Annotated in this window: 11 protein-coding genes; 3 read left to right on the forward strand and 8 right to left on the reverse strand. The window is 63.6% G+C overall.

Annotation, left to right across the window (positions count from 1 at the left end; genetic code table 11):
* Positions 1-1160 precede the first annotated feature (1160 nt).
* The 5 genes from PLANPX_RS03360 to PLANPX_RS03380 form a co-directional block, all read right to left on the reverse strand.
* On the reverse strand, positions 1161-2030 hold the full coding sequence (locus tag PLANPX_RS03360) for a CheR family methyltransferase (RefSeq protein WP_152097357.1): 870 nt from the start codon (positions 2028-2030) through the stop codon (positions 1161-1163).
* Positions 2027-3142, reverse strand: coding sequence for a protein-glutamate methylesterase/protein-glutamine glutaminase (locus PLANPX_RS03365; RefSeq protein ID WP_152097358.1), 1116 nt, complete (start codon positions 3140-3142; stop codon positions 2027-2029). Before PLANPX_RS03365 ends, PLANPX_RS03360 begins: the two co-directional genes overlap by 4 nt.
* A gap of 175 nt (positions 3143-3317) precedes the next feature.
* Complete coding sequence (locus PLANPX_RS03370; protein ID WP_152097359.1) at positions 3318-5234, reverse strand: methyl-accepting chemotaxis protein; 1917 nt, start codon at positions 5232-5234, stop codon at positions 3318-3320.
* 69 nt (positions 5235-5303) lie between these two features.
* Positions 5304-5777, reverse strand: a complete 474-nt coding sequence (locus tag PLANPX_RS03375; RefSeq protein WP_152097360.1) for a chemotaxis protein CheW — start codon at positions 5775-5777, stop codon at positions 5304-5306.
* Between the two features lie 60 nt (positions 5778-5837).
* The gene (locus PLANPX_RS03380) at positions 5838-8582 is read right to left on the reverse strand and encodes a chemotaxis protein CheW (protein WP_152097361.1); all 2745 of its coding nucleotides are present in this window, start codon (positions 8580-8582) and stop codon (positions 5838-5840) included.
* Between the two features lie 279 nt (positions 8583-8861).
* Here PLANPX_RS03380 and PLANPX_RS03385 point away from each other — a divergent pair, with 279 nt between their 5' ends.
* Positions 8862-9368 (forward strand): chemotaxis protein CheX, encoded by a 507-nt coding sequence (locus PLANPX_RS03385; protein ID WP_172991834.1) that lies wholly within the window; start codon positions 8862-8864, stop codon positions 9366-9368.
* 121 nt (positions 9369-9489) lie between these two features.
* Here the strand turns inward: PLANPX_RS03385 and PLANPX_RS03390 are convergent, their stop codons facing one another.
* On the reverse strand, positions 9490-12888 hold the full coding sequence (locus PLANPX_RS03390) for a PVC-type heme-binding CxxCH protein (RefSeq protein ID WP_172991835.1): 3399 nt from the start codon (positions 12886-12888) through the stop codon (positions 9490-9492).
* Between the two features lie 160 nt (positions 12889-13048).
* Here PLANPX_RS03390 and PLANPX_RS03395 point away from each other — a divergent pair, with 160 nt between their 5' ends.
* Positions 13049-13861 carry a biotin--[acetyl-CoA-carboxylase] ligase gene (locus tag PLANPX_RS03395; RefSeq protein WP_172991836.1) on the forward strand — a complete coding sequence of 271 codons (813 nt, stop codon included), beginning with the start codon at positions 13049-13051 and terminating at the stop codon, positions 13859-13861.
* A 110-nt stretch (positions 13862-13971) separates the two neighbouring features.
* Positions 13972-15144: a xylose operon transcription regulator XylR gene (locus tag PLANPX_RS03400; protein WP_152097365.1), complete on the forward strand. Its 1173-nt coding sequence runs from the start codon at positions 13972-13974 to the stop codon at positions 15142-15144.
* A 201-nt stretch (positions 15145-15345) separates the two neighbouring features.
* On the opposite strand, the gene PLANPX_RS03405 is transcribed toward PLANPX_RS03400, so the two are convergent.
* Positions 15346-16986, reverse strand: a complete 1641-nt coding sequence (locus tag PLANPX_RS03405) for a LamG-like jellyroll fold domain-containing protein (RefSeq protein WP_152097366.1) — start codon at positions 16984-16986, stop codon at positions 15346-15348.
* Positions 16987-17060: 74 nt separating this feature from the next.
* Positions 17061-18539 (reverse strand): LamG-like jellyroll fold domain-containing protein, encoded by a 1479-nt coding sequence (locus tag PLANPX_RS03410; RefSeq protein ID WP_152097367.1) that lies wholly within the window; start codon positions 18537-18539, stop codon positions 17061-17063.
* Positions 18540-18624: the final 85 nt, after the last annotated feature.

The following is an 18624-nucleotide window of genomic DNA, read 5'->3' on the forward strand; positions in this document are numbered from 1 at the left end:
TTGCGTGGTAGCGTCAATCCCCAAATACCGGCCACCAGTCCGTTTTGTTCGCCCGAGTTTTGCTAACGTGAACGCCGGTTCACATCGCAACATGCAGCGCGCGCACTTTCTCAAGCGAGCCCCTGGTTTATCCAGGGGGTCGTCCGCAGTGCCCTCCGCATTGCCAATCGCAACGTAGCGCACGCCGAATTCCCCCCCGGACAAGCCGGGGGGCTCGCCATCACTCGATCACGCCGCGCCAAGCGCGCTTCTTCACTTACTCACCTAAACACCTACTCACCAACCAAACCAAACGATTCAACAACTTCAGTCACACGTTCACACAGAGGAGAACCTTCCCATGCAACGTCAATACATCCGCCAACGCGAGCGGGTCTTCACCGAAGAAATGAAGGTAAAATTCTGCCGACTGGTGCGAGAGAGCTACTCGCTCGCCGAGGCCGCTCAAGGAGTCGGCGTCACCCTCCGCACGGTGCAGCGCTACCGCCGCGAGGAAGAAGACTTCGACCAAGAAGTTCGCATGGCGAAGCTCTCCAAGCCCGATCCGCTCAAGCTGATGGAATCGGCGGCGAGAACGCACTGGCGGGCCGCGGCCTGGCTGCTCGAGCGTACCAAACCCGAGACCTACGCCCGCAAGCGCGGCGACCTCGCCTCGGGCCTCAAAGTCACAAAGGCCTTACGGCTGATGATGGAAACCGCGCTCGCGAACACGCCGGAGGAAGCGCGCAGCGAGCTCTTCAAGCATCTCGACAAAACCTACGAACACGCGCTCGACTGCTGCTTCCCCAGCCTCGGCCCCTGGGACCGTCCGCGCGAGCCAAAGATGGCCGACACGCCGCTAGTCTTCCGCGAGCGCGCCAAGTCGGCGCCGGTGATCCACAACTACGGCCTCGGCACGCCGGACGAATGGTCCTTCGCCGCGCCGGAACCTCGTTCCCACGCTCCGCGTGGGAACGCAACCCCCGACGCTCCGCGTCGCGAGACCGACGTACCCGCTGCGCCTTCACGACTAGAAACCGCATTGCCGCAGGAGCGGCCAGAAGAACATTCCCACGCAGAGCGTGGAAACGAGGAGGCGCAGCACGCCGCCAGTTCAGACCTCATGTCGCCGAAAATGCAAAATGCGACATCAGCGACACGACGCGACACGACACGCGACATTACCGACGCACGCCCAGCGCCAACGCCGCCTCGGCCGTCAACGTCGGCCGATAGCAGTTCGCCTTGCAATGAAATTGCGGCGACCACTTGGGACCAACGTCCGTCAGCGACTCCGACGAACCAACCAGAATCCAGCCGTTCGGCTGCAGAATCTGCCCCATGCGGGTGAAGATGTTCTTCCGATCCGCCGCCGTGAAGTAAATCGCGACATTGCGGCAGAAGATCACGTCGAACGGACCGAAGCCAGCGAACGGATCGTGCAAATTCCGCGTGCTGAAGTTGCACATCGAGCGGATTTCGTCGCTGATCTTCCAGTGCGCGCCATGCTTCGTGAAATGTTTGTTCAGCCGCTGCGGATCCATGCCGCGGCCCATTTCCATGTCGCTGTACATGCCGCGGCTGGCCGTTTCGACCGAACCAGGCGAGATGTCGGTGCCGACGATTTGCACGTCCCAGCGGTGGACGTCGGGCACGACGTCCGCCAGCGTCATCGCGATGCTGTACGGCTCCTGCCCCGTGCTGCAGGCGGCCGACCAGATGCGGATCCGTTTCGGGTACGGCGTCCCCGCCTTCGCGTCGATCAGCTCCGGAAAAATCTTGTGCTTGAGCGCCTCGTACGGCGAGTTGTCGCGGAACCAGAGCGTTTCGTGCGTCGTGACCGCGTCGATTACCTCGCCGCGCAGTTGCGGCAGCAGGTTCGCTTGCACCTTGCGCGCGAAGTCGCCGTAGTTCGCGCAGCCGCTGCGCTTGAAGATGTTCGATAGACGTGCTTCGATGAGGTAGCTCTTCGAGCTATCCCAACAGATGCCACACAGGTTGTCGACGAGGTCGCAGACGGCGTCGACGTCGGCTGGCGTGAGATTGCTCATACTCCGGCTCCTTGCAGCACGGATTCATTGATGCGGCTCGCGATCGTCTCCAGCGGAGCGACGACGTCGACGAGGCCCGCCTCGGCGACCGAGCGCGGCATGCCGTAGACGACGCAGGTCGCTTCGTCCTGGGCGAAGATCGCGGCGCCTCGTTCCTTCATCGCGCGGGCCCCGAGCGTGCCGTCGTCGCCCATGCCGGTGAGGATGGCGCCCCACGCGCGGGAACCGTACTCCGCGGCGATCGAACGGAAAAGGTAATCGACGGCCGGCCGGCAGTTGCGTTCCGGCGGGTCGTCGGTGATTTGAACGGTGGTGCGGAACTCGTCTCGCACGATTCGCATTTGCTTGCCGCCCGGGGCGATGATCGCGCGACCCGGCTGAACCACCATACCGTGCCGGCCTTCGACCACTTCGATCTGGCAGCGGCGATTGAGATCGTCGGCCAGCGTCTTCGTGAAGATCGGCGGCATGTGCTGGACGAGCACTACCGGCGGCGTCGCGGGCGTCAGCAGCGGGAGCAACTTGTGGAGAGCGACCGGGCCGCCGGTCGAGACGCCGATGCCAATGATTTCGGGAGTCTTGCGAAGCGAAGCGCACGGCAGCTTCGGCGGCGCGGCGGCCATGCGGGCGGCGAGAGGCGCCCCCATCGCAGCGGCAGCGGGCGTCCGTGTCTCGCCGCCGGCCGGCAGCTTGCCGCGGCTGATGATCCGGCACGCCTCGATCCGCGGAGCGAGATCGGCCCGCAGTTGCCGAGCGTTGGCTTCCATATCAGGCAGCGTCGGCTTCAGCACGAAGTCGAACGCACCCAACTGCAGCGCTGCGCTCGTCGCTTGGGCGCCCGCTGTGGTGAGCGTGCTGATCATGATCGCCGAGAGCTTGATCTGCCGCTCTTTCAACTCGCGGAGTAGCCCGAGCCCGTCGAGCTCCGGCATCTCCATGTCGAGCGTGATCACATCGGGCTTATCGGCAATGATGCGATCGAGCGCGAGCCGGCCGTTCTGGGCGTGGCCGATTACTTCAACGTTCGGCAACTGTTCGACGACCGACCGCACGACCTTGCGATACAGGGCGGAGTCATCGACGACGAGCACGCGTAGCGGAGCGGGATTCATGGCGAGTCATTTACAAACACGGATGTCGAAAAAGTCAGCAGACAAGGGAAGCCTACTACGGCTTTCCGGTCGCGCAACAAGAAGGGGGAGAACTTGCGGGTTCTCCCCCTTCGTTGGCATTACGCGGGGCGCGCGTCGTGGGACTACGAGCGCCCGTCAGCCGTTGCGTCCTGGCTTACAGTTGGAACTGAGCGACCATGCTGCGGAGTTGTTCCGACAGAGCCGACAATTCCGAACCAACCACTTGCGTCTGCGAAGCTCCTTGAGCAGTCTGCTTCGCGGCCTGATCGACGCCCACCATGTTGCGGGTGATCTCCGCACACGCGGAAGCCGACTCGGTGACGGCGGTCGACACCGTGCTCGCGGCAGCGGCCGTTTGGTTGACGTTCGACGCGATCTCGCGGGTGGTGATGCTTTGCTCTTCCACCGCGGCGGCGATCGTGGTCGACGCCGAGTTCACCCGTTGAATCGCTTCGCCGACTTCCTTGATCGAGCGAACCGCTTCGCTGGTCGAAGCTTGGATCCCTTCGATACGGCTGCGGATGTCTTGCGTGGCGCTGGCGGTTTGCTTGGCCAGTTCCTTGACTTCCGTGGCGACCACGGCGAAACCCTTGCCAGCTTCGCCGGCGCGGGCCGCTTCGATCGTGGCGTTCAAGGCCAGCAGGTTCGTCTGCTCGGCGATGTCCTGAATCACCTCGATCACCTTGCCAATTTCGTCGGCAGCCGAGCCGAGTTGGCCGATCGTCACGTTGCTCGAGTCGGCGAGCTGGGCGGCCGTGTTGGCGATCGCCGAGGTCTGGCCGGCCGTCTTGGCAATCTCGCCGATGCTGGCGGTCAGCTCTTCGACGGCGGTCGAGACGTTCTTCACGTTCGCGGTCATCTCTTCGGTCGACGCGGCCATGTTGGTCATGTTCGTCGACATTTCTTCCGCAGCAGCGGCCACCGTGGCGGCTTGGCTGTTGGTCTCTTCGGCGCCGCTGGCGAGTTGCGTCGCCGTGGCCGAAAGTTCGGTCGAGGTGGCGGCCAATTGGTTGGCGTTGTTCGTCAGCCCGCCGAAGACATGCCGCAGGTTTTCGCCCATCGCGTTGACGGCGCCGGCGATCTTCGTGAACGTCCCCCACACTTCGCGGGTGTCGTCATCGGCCGCGGCCACGTCGTACGACCTGGTGAGGTCGCCCGAGGCAACCGCGCTCAAGACGGTCGAGACCTTCGTCACTTCCGCTTCTTGGTAAGCGGCCAGCTTCGCCGTGCGAGCCAAGGCCCGCTCCGCAGCGTGCTTCTGCTCGGTGACGTCGGTGGCGTATTTCACGACCTTGAACGGCTTGCCGTTGAGGTCCATGATCGGATTGTAAGAGGCTTGAATCCAGATCTCACGACCACCCTTGCCAAGCCGCTTGTATTCAGCAGCTTGGTATTCGCCGCGATTCAGAGCTTCCCAGAAGGCGCGGTACTCGAGCGACTGAGCGAAGGCCGGCTCGCAGAACATGCGGTGATGCTTCCCCTTGATCTCGTCGAGCGAGTAGCCGAGGCAAGCGAGGAAGTTGTCGTTGGCCTCGACGATCGTGCCGTCGAGATTGAAGGAGATCACCGCTTGAGCCTTGCCGATGGCGGCGAGCTGCCCTTGGTAATCGGCGTTCTGCAACTTCGCAGCGGTGACGTCGGTGGCGTACTTCACGACCTTGAACGGCATGCCAGCAGCGTCGAAGATTGGGTTGTACGAAGCTTGAATCCAGATCTCGCGGCCGCCCTTGCCGATTCGCTTGTACTCGGCTGCTTGGTACTCGCCGCGATTAAGGGCGTCCCAGAAGGCGCGGTATTCGGCCGTCTGAGCGTAGCCGGAATCACAGAACATGCGGTGATGTTTGCCCTGAATTTCGTCGAGCCCGTAGCCAAGGCAGCTCAGGAAGTTTTGGTTTGCCGTGATGATCGTGCCGTCGAGTTCGAACTCAATGACGGCCATCACCTTGTTGATGGCGTTGATCTGGCCGAGCAACTCGACGCTGGCGGCGCCAGACTTCGGGCTCGTCTTGGTGGTCTTCGCCTTCGATTGAGGCGCCTTCTTGGTCTTAGCGTTCAGCGTAGCGGCGGGCATGGAAGTCACTCCTGGAAAACGTTGGAGGCAGATTGTTTTGGTAACGGATGTCAATGCGAGGCGATGGCGTTAGGCGTCGGCGCGTTGGTCGGCGAGTACCTTTTCAATGTCGAGCAGTACGAGGATGCCTGTCGGAAGCGTATGGACACCGGCGATGAACCGTCCGTCGAGATCGTCGACGTTGGCTGGGGCCGGGCTGATTTCATCGGAACGAAGCGTCAGGATGTCGGAGATGCGGTCGACCAGCAGGCCGATCGCTTCGTCTCCCGAATGGACGATCAAGTTGCGGCGATCGCGATTGGCGACCGTGCGCGGCAGGCCGAGCACCGATCGCAGGTCGATCACCGTCGCGACGTCGCCGCGCAGGTTGATCACGCCGCAGACATATTCCGGGGCGTGCGGCACGTGCGTGATTTCGTTCTGGCGATTGATCTCTTGCACCACCCGAATATCGACGCCGAGCAGCATGTGCCCGACGTAGAACGTCGCGAACTGCTGTTCGACGACGCCCTTCTGGCGGTTAGGCGATTTAGCGGCAACCATAAAAAACGACTCCCAAGGACGATGCGACGCGGCGTCGGCCGGCGTCGACGTAGTTCAGTGCTAGGCGGATTGCAGGCAGCGGCGATTGGCGCCCGCCTTCGCGCCGGTAAAGTTATGGAGCGCGGTCAACAACTTCTCGCGATCCATCTTGATTTGGTAATCGTCGATGCCGACGTCCATGCCGCGTTGCATGTCCGAGGCGCCGGCGAGCGAGGTCAGGGCGATCACCGGCACCTTCCCCCATCCCGAGGAATCCTTGATCCGTTGGCAGAGCTCGAAGCCGTTCATGTTCGGCATCTCGATGTCGGTGACGACGACGTCGATCTCGAGTTTCTCTTCGTTCAAGCGATTCCAAGCGATCTGACCGTCTTCGCAATCGATGACGGTGTAGCCGCGCTCTTCCATCATCGCCTTCACTTGCTTGCGGAAGAACGTCGAGTCTTCGGCGAGCAGCACGACCGGCGCCTTGCCTGGCTCGCTCGTCGGCTTCGGCTGGTCGGCGAACCACTCGGGGTGGACGCGTTCGGCCAGCTTGAACAGATCGACCAAGCGCGTCGCCCGGTCGTTGATCACCAGCGAGCCGATGACGCCGACTTCTTGGAACGTCTGGGTGTCGACGTCGGTCGGCACGCGGCGAATGTCTTCGAGATTCGGCGCCACGAGGCCGACTTCCTTCGCGCCGATGGTAAACACGATGACGTACACCCAGCTTTGGGGATCGGTCGGTCGCGTGGCGATGATGTTTTCCAAGCGGAGCAGCGGCACGCTCGATTGGCGGTACTGCACCAGTTCCTGACCGCCAACGGCGTCGATCTGGTCGCAGCGAATCCGCTCGATCCGCGAGACGACGTCCATCGAAACGGCGAAGTGTTCCTTCGGGTGGTTCGTGAACAGGAGGACCGATTGCAAGTCGGCGTTGACGCCGGCGCCGTCGTCTCCCTTGCTCGCCATCGCCTCTTCGTGAGCAGCGCGAATTTGCTGATGGATGGCGATGCCCGCCACGTCGAGAATCAACGCCACATGCCCGTCGCCAAGGATCGTCGCGCCCGAGAGGCACGGCACGTTCTTGATGTGCCGGCCGAGGGGCTTCACGACGATTTCTTCGGAATCATGCAAGGCGTCGACGACGATGCCGAACCGCTGTTGACCCGATTCGACGACGACGATGTGCGTCGTCGCCCGTTCCCAGGCCGCTTCGCCGTCGGTCGAGCCGTCGGGGTTCAGGACGTTGTTCAGACGCACCAGCGGCAGCAGCGAGCCGCGGAGCCGCAGCACTTCAGCCGATTTGACGCGATCGAGCCGTTTACCAATCTCTTCGCGACGGAGACGCACCAGTTCCGAGATATTGACCTGCGGAATAGCGAACCGTTCGTCGCCGCACTGAATGATCAGCGACGGGATGATCGCCAGCGTGAGCGGCAGCGTGATTTGGATCGTCGTGCCCATGCCGGGGCGGGAATCGACGTCGACGGCGCCGCCGAGCTTTTCGATGTTCGTGCGGACAACGTCCATGCCGACGCCGCGGCCGCTGATATCGGTGATCTTCTCAGCCGTCGAGAAGCCCGGGTGGAAAATCAAGCGAATCGCATCGCGATCGCTCAGCCGCGAGGCTTGTTCAGCGGTGACGACTCCCTTCTCAACAGCTTTCGCCCGCAGCTTTTCCGGATGAATGCCGCCGCCGTCGTCGGCGATGTCGATGCGAACTTTGCCCGCCTCGTGGTACGCCCGCAGGAAGATCGTCCCCATTGCCGGTTTGCCGGCCGCGGTGCGAACTTCAGGCCGCTCGACGCCGTGATCGATCGAGTTGCGCACGAGATGCGTCAGCGGATCGCCGATGGCTTCGAGGATCGTCTTGTCGACGTCGACCTCTTTGCCGTCCATGATGATATTGCATTGCTTGCCGAGCTTCGCGCTCAGGTCGCGGATGACGCGAGGGAACTTGCTGAAGACGGCGCCGATCGGCTGCATGCGAGTCCGCATGATCGCTTCTTGGAGTTCCGTCGTCACCTGGTCGAGCCGCGAGGCGACCGCATCGATGCCGGCGTGTCCGTCGGCGTTCAAGGCTTGAATCAACTGATTGCGACCGAGCACCAACTCGCCGGCCAGATTCATCAGGCTGTCGAGGACGCCGACCTGCACGCGAATGCTCGATTCGGCGGGGGCCGTCGTTGCGCCGTTCGCGGCAGGAGCCGCAGGCTGATCGCATTCGTCGGAGCGATTAGCCGCTTTAGCCGGAGCAGTGATTGGCTGTGCGGCGGGCATTTCGACGATCGGCGCCGGGGCCAGCGTTGCTTCGCACTCTTCGACGAACATCGCTTGCTCGACGAAGTCGACCGCCGCTGTCATATCGAGTTGGCGTTGCTCCTCGGCAGAGACGGCGACGTGCGTCGTCACGGCGACGGTTTCGAGCGTCAACTGAGCGCCGGCGAAGATATCGTCGAGCTGGCTGACGTGTTGATCGATGTCGGCGCCTTCCGACGCGGCGGGGTCGTTCACGAGCTTCGCCAAGGCATCCGACGCGCGGAGCATGACGTCGACCTTCACCGAGTCGGGCGTCAACTCGCGGGTACGCATCAGGCCGAGGACGTTCTCCAGACTGTGGGCGAGCCGATTCACGGTCACCAGGCCGAGGAAGCCCGCAGCGCCTTTGATGGAGTGAATGCCTCGAAAGACCTGGTTCACGAGGTCGACGTCGATATCGGCCCCATTGGCTTCAATTTCGAGAAATTGGCCTTCAATGTTGCTCAGATGATCGCGCGATTCGGCGACAAATTCTGCAATCAGGTCGAGATCGTCGTCGGCCATATCAAGTTTCCGTAGTTCGCTGAGGGCTCGCCGCGCTAGCACGCTCAAAACGTGCGGGTTGACGCGTGGCGAGGTTTGCGGACAAACGAAAGCTAGGTCAAGCCGGTGTATTTGCTTGCGAGATGATGAAAATTTATGCGCATCAAAACTGATACGATCGTTACCCCACAGTTCGGGGGTGGTAGTATCTTCCCACGTTATTCCGTAATAGGCATGTGCTAGGTTTGACAATCACTCAGACATAAGCCGCGAATGGTCCATGAGCTGATCGATAGAACCGTGAAAGCCGAGCACATCAATCCGTTCCTCAGCGCAGCCGTGGACGTCTTCTCCACGATGCTGAACTGCCAACTGCAGCGCGGTCCGCTCGCGCTGGGGACGAACTTTCAGCCGGCGCACGAAATTAGCGGAGTGATTACCCTCTCGGGGAAGGCCAGCGGCACAGTGGTTTTCAGCGTCGAACGCGAGGTCGCGCTCTGCGTGGCGGAACAAATGCTCGGTGAGCGGCCCGAGTCGCTCAACGCCGAAGTCGCCGACGCCATCGGCGAAGTGACGAACATGATCGCCGGTCGCGCGAAAGCGGGGCTTGAGCACTTGGAGATGCGGCTCGGCCTGCCGCGCGTCGTCGTTGGCAGGAACCACGCGATCGACTTCGGCAGCGTGCTGCGGAAGATCAGCATCCCGTACGTCTGCCCGTGGGGCGAGCTGACGGTCGACGTGGGACTGCTCGAGCGGGTTGAAGAGACGAGCGGTTCGGAGATCCGGTTCAACTTTGCGAACGCGTAGCGGCCATGCCCGCACTCTAGCCCCGGGCTCCGCCCGGGGGTCGGTCACCACACCGCGCGCCGTTGCGTAATGTTACGCGACCCCCGGGCGGAGCCCGGGGCTACAAGAAACGCGCGCCCGGCTACTCCTCAATCTGATGCCCCGCCGCCGAATCCTCAGCCGCTTCACCAGACGCCTTCCGTCGCGAGCCAAGGAACGCCACCAAGTCGCGCAGATCGCGCGGCGACATGTACTTCATGAGATCTTCCGGCATGGCCGAGAGTCCCTGGACGCGGTCCTCGACCGTCTCCATATCAACTTCAACTTCCTTGCCGTCGGCGTTCAGCAGCACGGCCCGCTTGTCGTCTTCGCTGCGGATGATGCCGGTGACGACCATGCCGGTGTCGAGCAGCATCGAGGTGGTTTGGAAACCCTCGACCACCTTGGCATTGGGGCGGGTGATCGATTCGATGATCTCGCTCGGCGTCCGTTTGGCGCCGACGTCGGCGAGGCTGGGCCCGACGAGTTGCTCGCCCGGCTTTAGCGAATGGCAACGCCGACAAGAGAGCGATTCGTTCGAGAGAAACAACTCGCGACCATGGGCGCGGTTGCCGCCCGCGAGCGAGCTGGCGTAGATCTCCGCGGGGACGTCGCTGGCCGCTTGCTTGGCAGCGAATCGCTCGGCTCGCTCCACGAGCGACTTGTCGGACGACGCTTTGGCGCCGTCGAGCACCTCGAGCAGCAGCTCCGGCGGGCAGCTGCCATCTTCGACGCGAGTCATCCAGGCGGCGATCACGTCGCGCGCCTCGGGGAGATCGATCTTCGCGAGCGTTTCGAGCGCTGCTTGCCGTTCGGCAGTCTTTGCTTGCTCGGCGGTTTGCTTAAGATGTCCCACGGCCTTTGCTGGGAACCGCTTGGCGAGCAATCGGCCCGCGGCGGTGCGGGCTGCGGGCGACTTTGATTGTAGACCGATCGCAATCACTTGTTCCGCAATCGCGTCGTCGGCGTGGTCGAGCGCGGCGATCGCGCGGGCTTGCAGCGCGCCGTCGAGCTTGGCGTCGGCCAAGAGTTTTGGCAGTGCGTTGAGCGCCGCCGGCAGGCCGAGTTCCGCGGCAACGACGGCCCCGGTCGAATCAGAGAACTCCGCCCCTTCCCCTACCGGCCACGCCGCCGCAAGTGCGGCGACTACCTCCGCTTGCGGCTGCGGGGCGAGTGGCCGCCACTGGCCATGGACCGGATCGCGCGGCGACGGTTCGGCCCAGTGGCCGACGAGGTCCCAAGCGTGCTCGCGCATCGCGGCGGGCGCCTGCGGATTGCGTGCGAACTCGATGACTTGTTTCAAATTCGCCGCGGTGCGCATCGCTTGATTCGCAGCGAGGGCGCGGCGGACCAGCGGCTCGTTGGTTGGCTTGACCTTGTTCAGCACGTCGGCCAACGCCGCGTTCGCTGCTGGAATCGGCACGTCCCAGATCTCGCGGGCCGCTTCGAGGACGACTGCTTCATCGGCGTCGTTCAGAAACTTGGCCACTTCCGCCGATTGTTGCTTGCCGAGCGCGAGCGTCAGGATGATCCGTTGCGTAACGTTGGCGTCTTTCGCCGCGGCGACGAGCGCTGCGGCCGGCTGGCTCCCCGCGAGGCCGACGACGATGCCGGTGCGGACGATCGGGTCGCTCGCCGCGGCGTCTGTGCCGGCTGCTTTTAACAACGCGGCGAGCGCCGGTTCAAACTTGAGGGAACCAAGCGAAGTGGCTGCGGAGGCTCGCACGCGGAGCGAAGCATCTTCGAGCAGCGCGACGAGCGTTGGACCAAACTTGCTAGGCTCTTGGTTGGGCAAGTGGCGAGCACGTCCCAAGACGCGGGCCGCTTGGTTGCGCACTTCGGCGTCGGAGCCTTGGCAGAGTTTGGCCAATTCGTTGAACAGCGCCGGCTGCTCGATCGCGAGCGAGCCGAGCGCCCAAATGCTGTGGAGCCGAGCGAGCTGGTTGGCTTGCTCATCGGCAGCGAGTTGTTGCAACGGTTGAGCGGTATCGGAGCCGATGGCGACCAGCCGTCGCTGCGCTGCCTGCCGCACGCGGAAGTTCGCGTTGCTGAGCAACGCGATCAGCTTGTCGACGGCGAGCGACGGAATCTCTTTCAGCTCACGCGCCGATTGCTCGCGTGCGGCGACGAGTTCCGGTTTGTCGTCGGCAATCCGGTAGAAGCGGCCCATGCCGGTGCCGTTCCAACCGTCGATCCAGTCGGCGACGTAGAAGTTGCCGTCGGGACCGAAGTCGCAATCGGTGGCGAGGATGCCTTTCATGAACATCGAGTGGTCGGCCAGCTTGTAGCCGGCGCCCTGCTGTTCGAGGCGAAATCGCATGATGCCGCTCGCTGCCGCGCCGCCACGGAAGTCGGCGAGGAAGAAGCAGTTCCGGCAGTCGGGCGTCATCCCCGTGCCGGGGTAGTAGCAGAGGCCCGATGGGCCGTCGCTGATGTGGGCAATCGGCGGGACGATGCCGCGCGGCTGCTCGTCGTTTTGCGTGTGCCAAATCTTCTCGCGGTTGAACGGGCCGCGATCGGGAAGGTATTGGTACGACATCCGCCAGCCGGTGCGCATCCCTTCGACGATCTGAATGACGCGCGCGCGGTCGCCCGAGTCGGAGTTGTTGTCGACCGAGAAGAGGTCGCCATACTCGTTGAAGGCGAGCTCCTGCGGATTGCGCAGCCCCGTGGCGAACAGTTCCAATTCCGAACCGTCGGGATTGCAACGCAGCACGGAGCCCGAGTCAGGATTCGTCAGTACCCCGTTCGGCGTCTCGACATGGAGTCCGCGATCGCCGAGCGAAAAGTAGATCTTGCCGTCGGGACCTTCGGTTAGACCGTGCAGGTCGTGTCCGAACAGCGCGAAGTGAACGCCGAAGCCCGAGGCGAGCGACTTGCGCTCCTCCGCCTTGCCGTCGCCGTCGGCGTCGCGCAATTCCCACAGATTGGGGATGCAGGTGAACCAGAGCCGATCGCCCAACCATAGCACGCCGGCCGCGGCGCCATCTTCGATCTGATTGTAACCCTCGGAGAAGATGCTCGAGTGATCGTAGACGCCGTCGCCGTCGCGATCTTCGAGTAAGCAGACGAGCTCACTTGATTCGGTGTAGTGGTTCAGCTTGTCGGCCATGCGGCGTTCGATGTACGCGCGACGCTGGGCGACCGTTTGCGCGGCGAGATCGTCGTCGAGCCAATCCATGTGGTTGCGGTTGTCCTCGGTGCCATGGTGCACGCGATGCGTCTCGGCGATGAAGATGCGGCCTGCGGGATCAAAGCAGAAGGCGACTGGGTTGGCGAACAGCGGTTCGCTCGCCACGGGAGTGACGGTGTAGCCAGGTTCGACTTGAAACGACGCGGCGGAGAGTTTGGCTGCTTGCGAGATGGGCCCGTCGCTCTGCGGTTCTTCAGCGAGTGCCTGCGCAGCCAAGCCAGCAGCGGCGACTAAAACAGCGAAGCCTACGAGCGAAAACCAAGTGAGCCGAGCGGAAACAGCGAGCCGCATCAAACGCGAAACTTGCATGGTGGCCTGTTCTGCATCTATCGGAGGAGGATCAGCAAAAGCGAGCGGCGGACCGCAAGCCAGCATTGTACTCGGGAACGTGGGGGCAAGTTCAGCCCCCAAAACGCGGTAATCGCGGCCCTGCTCGCCCCGCCGCACGTGGAGTATGCTGGGCCTCACCATGCGACGCATTCATTTCGACGTGACCGACTCGACCAACACGCAGGCCCGGCTGCTCGCCGCGATTCATCCCGGCGAGCGCGTGCTGGTGACCGCGGCGGAACAGACTGCTGGTCGCGGCCGGCAGGGGCGGCAGTGGCTGAGCCCGCGCGGCGGGGCGTGGATGACGATCGCTTGGCCGATGCGGCTGGAGCCAAGTACATACCGCACCGCGTCGCTGGCAACGGCGGTAGGCGTGCGGCGAGCGCTACTGGAACTCGCCACGCGCGGCATGCCGGCCGAAGCGGCTGCGTTTGCACTCGATGTCCGCGTGAAGTGGCCGAACGATTTGCTGATCAACGACGCCAAGGTGGCCGGCATCTTATGCGAGCAGTCGGTCGGCGCGCAGCACGGCGGCGACGCGATTTTCATTGGGATCGGCGTGAACGTTGAGTTCAGGCAGGAGATTCTCGACGAACCGGCGAGCGGCGAGCCGCTGCGGCATCGCGCGACGACGCTGTCGAATGCGGCCGGGCGTCTCGTCGACGTGTCGGAAGTCGTCGAGCGGACGGCGCTCGAGGTCGCGGCGGCGATGGAACAGCTGGAAGCGTGCGGCTTTGCTGGAGCGCCTGCAGATGGCGGACGGTCGTTGCTGGACGAGCTGCGCGACGCACTAGCCTACGTCGGGAAAATACGCCGCTGGCGTTCGCCGCGCGGCGACGTAACGGGCCGCGTTCTCGGCATCGACGACGACGGGCGGTTGCTGCTGGAAGGGGACGCCGGCGTCATCGTCTGCGATGCCGGAGAACTCGAAACGAACGATCGGCCGCGGTGACCGGCGAACTCATGGCGTTGCTTTGACGGCTCGCGGCGGCGTGGTTAAGTTGGAGCCCAAAGGCGCGGGCCCGTTCTGGCTTTTCGCCTCCCCTCCTCTCCAATCGCCGCATGAAGCAAGATATTCCCAAGGTGGCCTTGCTGATCGAGACCTCGCGCGGCTACGGCCGGGCGATGCTCCGGGGCATCGTGCGCTACGGCCGACTGCATGGGCCGTGGCGGTTCTACGTGACGCCGGGCGATTTTGAACAAGCTCTGCCGCAGATGAAACAGTGGGGCGGCACGGGAATCATCGCCCGGATCGAGACGGCGAAGATCGCCCAAGTGATCGCCGCGGCGAAGCTGCCGACGATCGCGCTCGACATCTCGCAGAATCTGCCGACTGACCTGCCGCAGCTCGCGAAGTTCAGCGAAATTTGCTCCGATTCCGTCGCAGCGGCTCGACTGGCTGCAGAGCACCTCATGGAGCGCGGCTTCCATCAATATGCGTTTGTCGGCGAGCCAGGGCGGCTGTGGTCGCACAATCGCGAGCGGGGGTTCTGCGAGCGGCTGGCCGAAGCGGGCTTCAAGCCGATTGTCTACGATTGTCCGCGGCGTCGGCATGGCGGGCGGTGGGATCGCGAGCAGTCGATCCTCGCAGATTGGTTGTCGCAGCTGCCCAAGCCGATCGGGCTGATGGCGTGCAACGACGATCGCGGGAGGCAAGTGCTCGACGCCTGCCGCGCGGCGGGGATTTCGGTGCCGCTGGAGGTGGCGGTGATCGGCGTCGACAACGACGAACTGCTGTGCGAGCTGGCCGATCCGCCGATGTCGAGCGTGGCCTTGGCCGCCGAAGCAGGCGGCTATCGGGCGGCTGCACTGCTCGACCGCATGATGAGCGGCGAGGTGAAGAAACGCGAACGGCTCGTCGTCGAGCCGACCTACGTCGTCGAGCGGCGTTCGACCGAAGCGTCGGCGGTGCACGATCCGGAAGTGGCCGAAGCGTTGCAGTTGATGCACAACCACGCCGCGGAGCAGATTGGCATCGACGACATCGTCGAGCATCTGCAGATTTCGCGGCGGGCGCTGGAGCTGAAGTTCAAGAATACGATCAATCGAACGCCGTACGACGAACTGCAGCGAGTGCGGCTCGTGCGGGCGCAGCGGTTGCTGTTGGAGACCGACTTTCCGATTCCGAAAGTGGCGGAGCTGTCAGGCTACGGCAGCGGGGCGTATTTGGCGCAGGTGTTTCAGAAGCAACTGCACAAGACGCCGGCGCAATTTCGCCGCGAGCATCGGCACTAGAGTAGATTGCAAACTTACTTCTAGCCCCGGGCTCCGCCCGGGGGTTGCGTTGCGCACCGCGACATCGATCGGAGTGGCGGCTGACCCCCGGGCGGAGCTCGGGGCTAGGGATGCAGCCGCCGCCTAAAGGAACGCAGCGACCCGTCTCTCCGAGGCTGCCCCTGCGAGCGGCTCGGAGAGACGGGGCTTCTACTACGTCAGTTAGTGTGACTTGCGGCGGCCCCCCGTCCGCATGCCGCACGCGATGACGACCGCACCCGCTGCGAGCAGCAGCGAGCTTGGTTCGGGAACGGCGACGATCGGCCCGGTGGTGACGTAGCTCACGCCGCCGCCGCTGAGCGCCGGATCGCCCTTCACGCCGTACTTGAAGGTGAGATTGCCGTTCTGCCCGGCGCCGAAGATCGCCGTGTTGAACGCGTTGCCAATGTTGAGCTGCGCCCCGGGAGCAAGCGTCGTCGAGCCGTTGAGAAAGAGCTCGGCGAGGGTCGTGTTCGACGAACCGGCCGATTCGTCCCAGCTATCGCCCTCGCCTGCCGTTTGGCCGAACTGCTGCTGCCAGAGGAGGAAGTCGGCGCCGTCAGTCTTGCCGTCCTTGTTGGCGTCGCCGTTGGCGTTGACGCCGAATGCCGCTTTCCAAACGGCGAGGTCGGCCGCATTAACGCCGCCGACGCCGTTGAAATCGGCCGCCAATGTGCCTCCGATATTCTGATCGCTGAGGCTGTTCCAGCCGGCGACGCTGAGCGCCCCGCCGGGCGTTCCGCCGGGGCCATCGGGATCGGCGCTTTCGATTTGATAGTAGTCGAAAGTGATTGGCGCGGCGCTCGTGTTCTTGATCGCGACGGCGCCGGTGTTCTTGTTCACCGTGAGCACCATGTTCGGCTGCGGCTTGAACAGAAATTGCGTCGGGTCGAGGGCCACGTCGCTGAAGCGGACTTCGTCGATGTAGCCGAACCAGCGATCGGCGTGGTTGTCGTTGGGGTTATCGCTCGTGCCGTAACGGCCGCGGCCAACGGTCCAACCCCAGCTATCGCCGTTGACGTCGACGCCAGGGTTGATCATCGCCCGATTGGCGCTCGCGCTGATATCGGTCGAGGCCACCATTTGATAACCGGCGCCATCGAGTTGGTCTTTAAACAGCTTGAGCGTGTTGCCGTCGCTCGTGGCTGAATAGTGGTACCACTGATTGGTCGTCATGGGATTGGGGTCGATTGCCGCGTGGGGAATTCCCGCTGCATCGACGAACTGAATCCGGACGTGGTCGACGTCGTTGAACGCGGTGTCCGGCAGATCGGCGCCGATCTTTTGGAAGTAGAAGGGCGCTAGACCTGCTTCGTTGGGGTTCACGTCGTTCCCGTCGCGGCCAACGAACGTCCGCCAGCCGCCGAGCGTCGTCGTGTTGACCGAGGCTTCGATGGTCCAAGCCGCCGGGGCCCAGGTTTGGACGTTGACGCCGCTGGGGTTCGATTGCTGCGACCAGGTGAACGACGCGGGGAAGTTGCCGTTGTTCTGGATGCTCCAGTTGTTCGACAGTCCCGACTGCAGCACGGTGGTTTGCGGGGTGTTCGGGCGATACTGGTGCCCGGTGGCGTTGTTGTCCCACGTGTAGAGGGTGTTGCCGTTGCCGGAAACGTCGATCACGGGGATGCCGTCAGGCTGAACGGCGGTGCGGCCGTTGGTGTCGCGAACGAAGGCGCCGTCGGTGGGCGTGGTGACGCCGTCGCCTTCGAACCGCCAGTAGGCGACCGTCGCTGCGTGGAGCGGCGCGGCGACGGCGCCCGCCGCGATCGCCAGCGAGGCCGCTGCAATTCGTCCTGCTCTGAAGTAACGTCGTTGTCCGAACATCTGCTGTATCCCCTATGCGCTTATGGCGTTGAGTTCAATGTGCGAATGCTGTGGTTTCAACCGTCGCGGGCGGATCAGACCGTCGTGCGGCGGCGTGACGTTCGTCCGCTTAGGAGCAGAGCGCTGACGGCCGAGAGGCCAATGGCGAAGCTCGATGGTTCCGGCACGGCGCCGACGAGCGCGCTGAGGGCGCCGACGCCGTTGGCGGCGTCGAAGTCGGCTTGGAACACGCGGAAGTCGAGGAAGTTGCTGACGCCGTCGCCGTTGAGATCGCCGAGCGCAGCCGTTTGGGCGTCGGAAAGGTTCGGGTCGAGCGCGACGAGGTTGTTGTTGCGGAAGACGATCCAATCGTTGCCGTTGATCACGTTGTCGAAGTTGAGATCGCTCCGCTTGAAGGGCTGACCGCCGTTGCCAACGTACTTGATGTCGGGGATCAGCGTCGTCGGCACGCCGTTGATGAGCGCTTGCGTGGTGATGGCGACGTCTTCGCGGAACGATTTGATCCAGCCGCCGTTCGTGCTGAACGTGACCGTGCCGAGCGTGCCGCCATCTTCGGCCCCGCCGTCGCCGAAGGGTTCTTCTTCGGTGATGGCCGTCTTGGTGAGTGCGGTCGTCGACCAGGCGTCGTTCGAGTCAAATGACCCGTTGCCCGCGGAATCGAAATGTCCGGCGACCGTCGTCCAGCTTGCAGGGTTCAAGCCGCCCGAAGCGGAGGTGATCGAGTAGGAGAAGACTTGAATCGCCGCCTGCTGATTGGAGAGGGTAACGGCGCCGGTATCGCGGTTGATCGTGAGCGTTGGCCCTGCCAGACCTGCGGGGCCGGCGGTGGAACTCGCCGCGATTTGGGCGGGCGTCAGGACGTCGTTGTGAATGCGGAACTCGTTGATCGATCCGGTGAAATAGGGATCATTCGCGTAGACTGATTTGCCGAGGTAGGCGACGGCGTTGCCGACGTCTGCAAGGTCGTCGGTTCCGTTGGCCGTGCCGATGAGGGCGCCGTTGATGTAGTAGGAGAGCGTCGTGTTGTCGACGCCGGCGGAAGAGTCGATCGTCACGGCGAGGTATTTCTGGCCCGTCCCGGCGAGGATCGAGCCGTTGACGCCGGTCTCTTCGCTGTAGGTACCGTCGGTGATCGCCGCGCGGCTGAAGAGTTCGCCGGCTCCGCGGGTTGGCTGGACCATGATGTAGTCGTAGCCGAGGTTGGCGTCTTCGCCGGCGCCGGCGCCGGCGTTGCCATGCCGACCGAAGGCGGCGGCCATGGTGAACTGATTGTTACTCGCCGGGGCGGCGTTGACCCATAGCTCCAGCGTCGTCTTGGTGTAGGCGTTGATGCCGATCGTCGCCGCGGGGAGGTTCGCGAACTGGCCGCCGCCGCTGAGCGTGAGTTGGCCGGCGACGATCACCGCCCCCGCTTCGAGCGTGCCGTTGGCGCCGCCGACGCTGTCGGTGACGGCGCCGTCGTTGAAGGTGTAAAGATGCTTGAGCGCAGCTGAGGCCGAGTTCGACAGCGTCGCAACCGCGGCAAGGCTCAGACAGAATGTTCGTATCGCCATCGTCTCCTCCGATAGGGAAACTGTTGTGAGTTGAAAGTGCGATGAGTTGGTGATGAGTGGCCGGATGGCTCCGCGCCTAGTCGCT

The organism is Lacipirellula parvula (genome assembly GCF_009177095.1).
In the GTDB taxonomy this organism is placed as follows: Bacteria; Planctomycetota; Planctomycetia; order Pirellulales; family Lacipirellulaceae; genus Lacipirellula; species Lacipirellula parvula.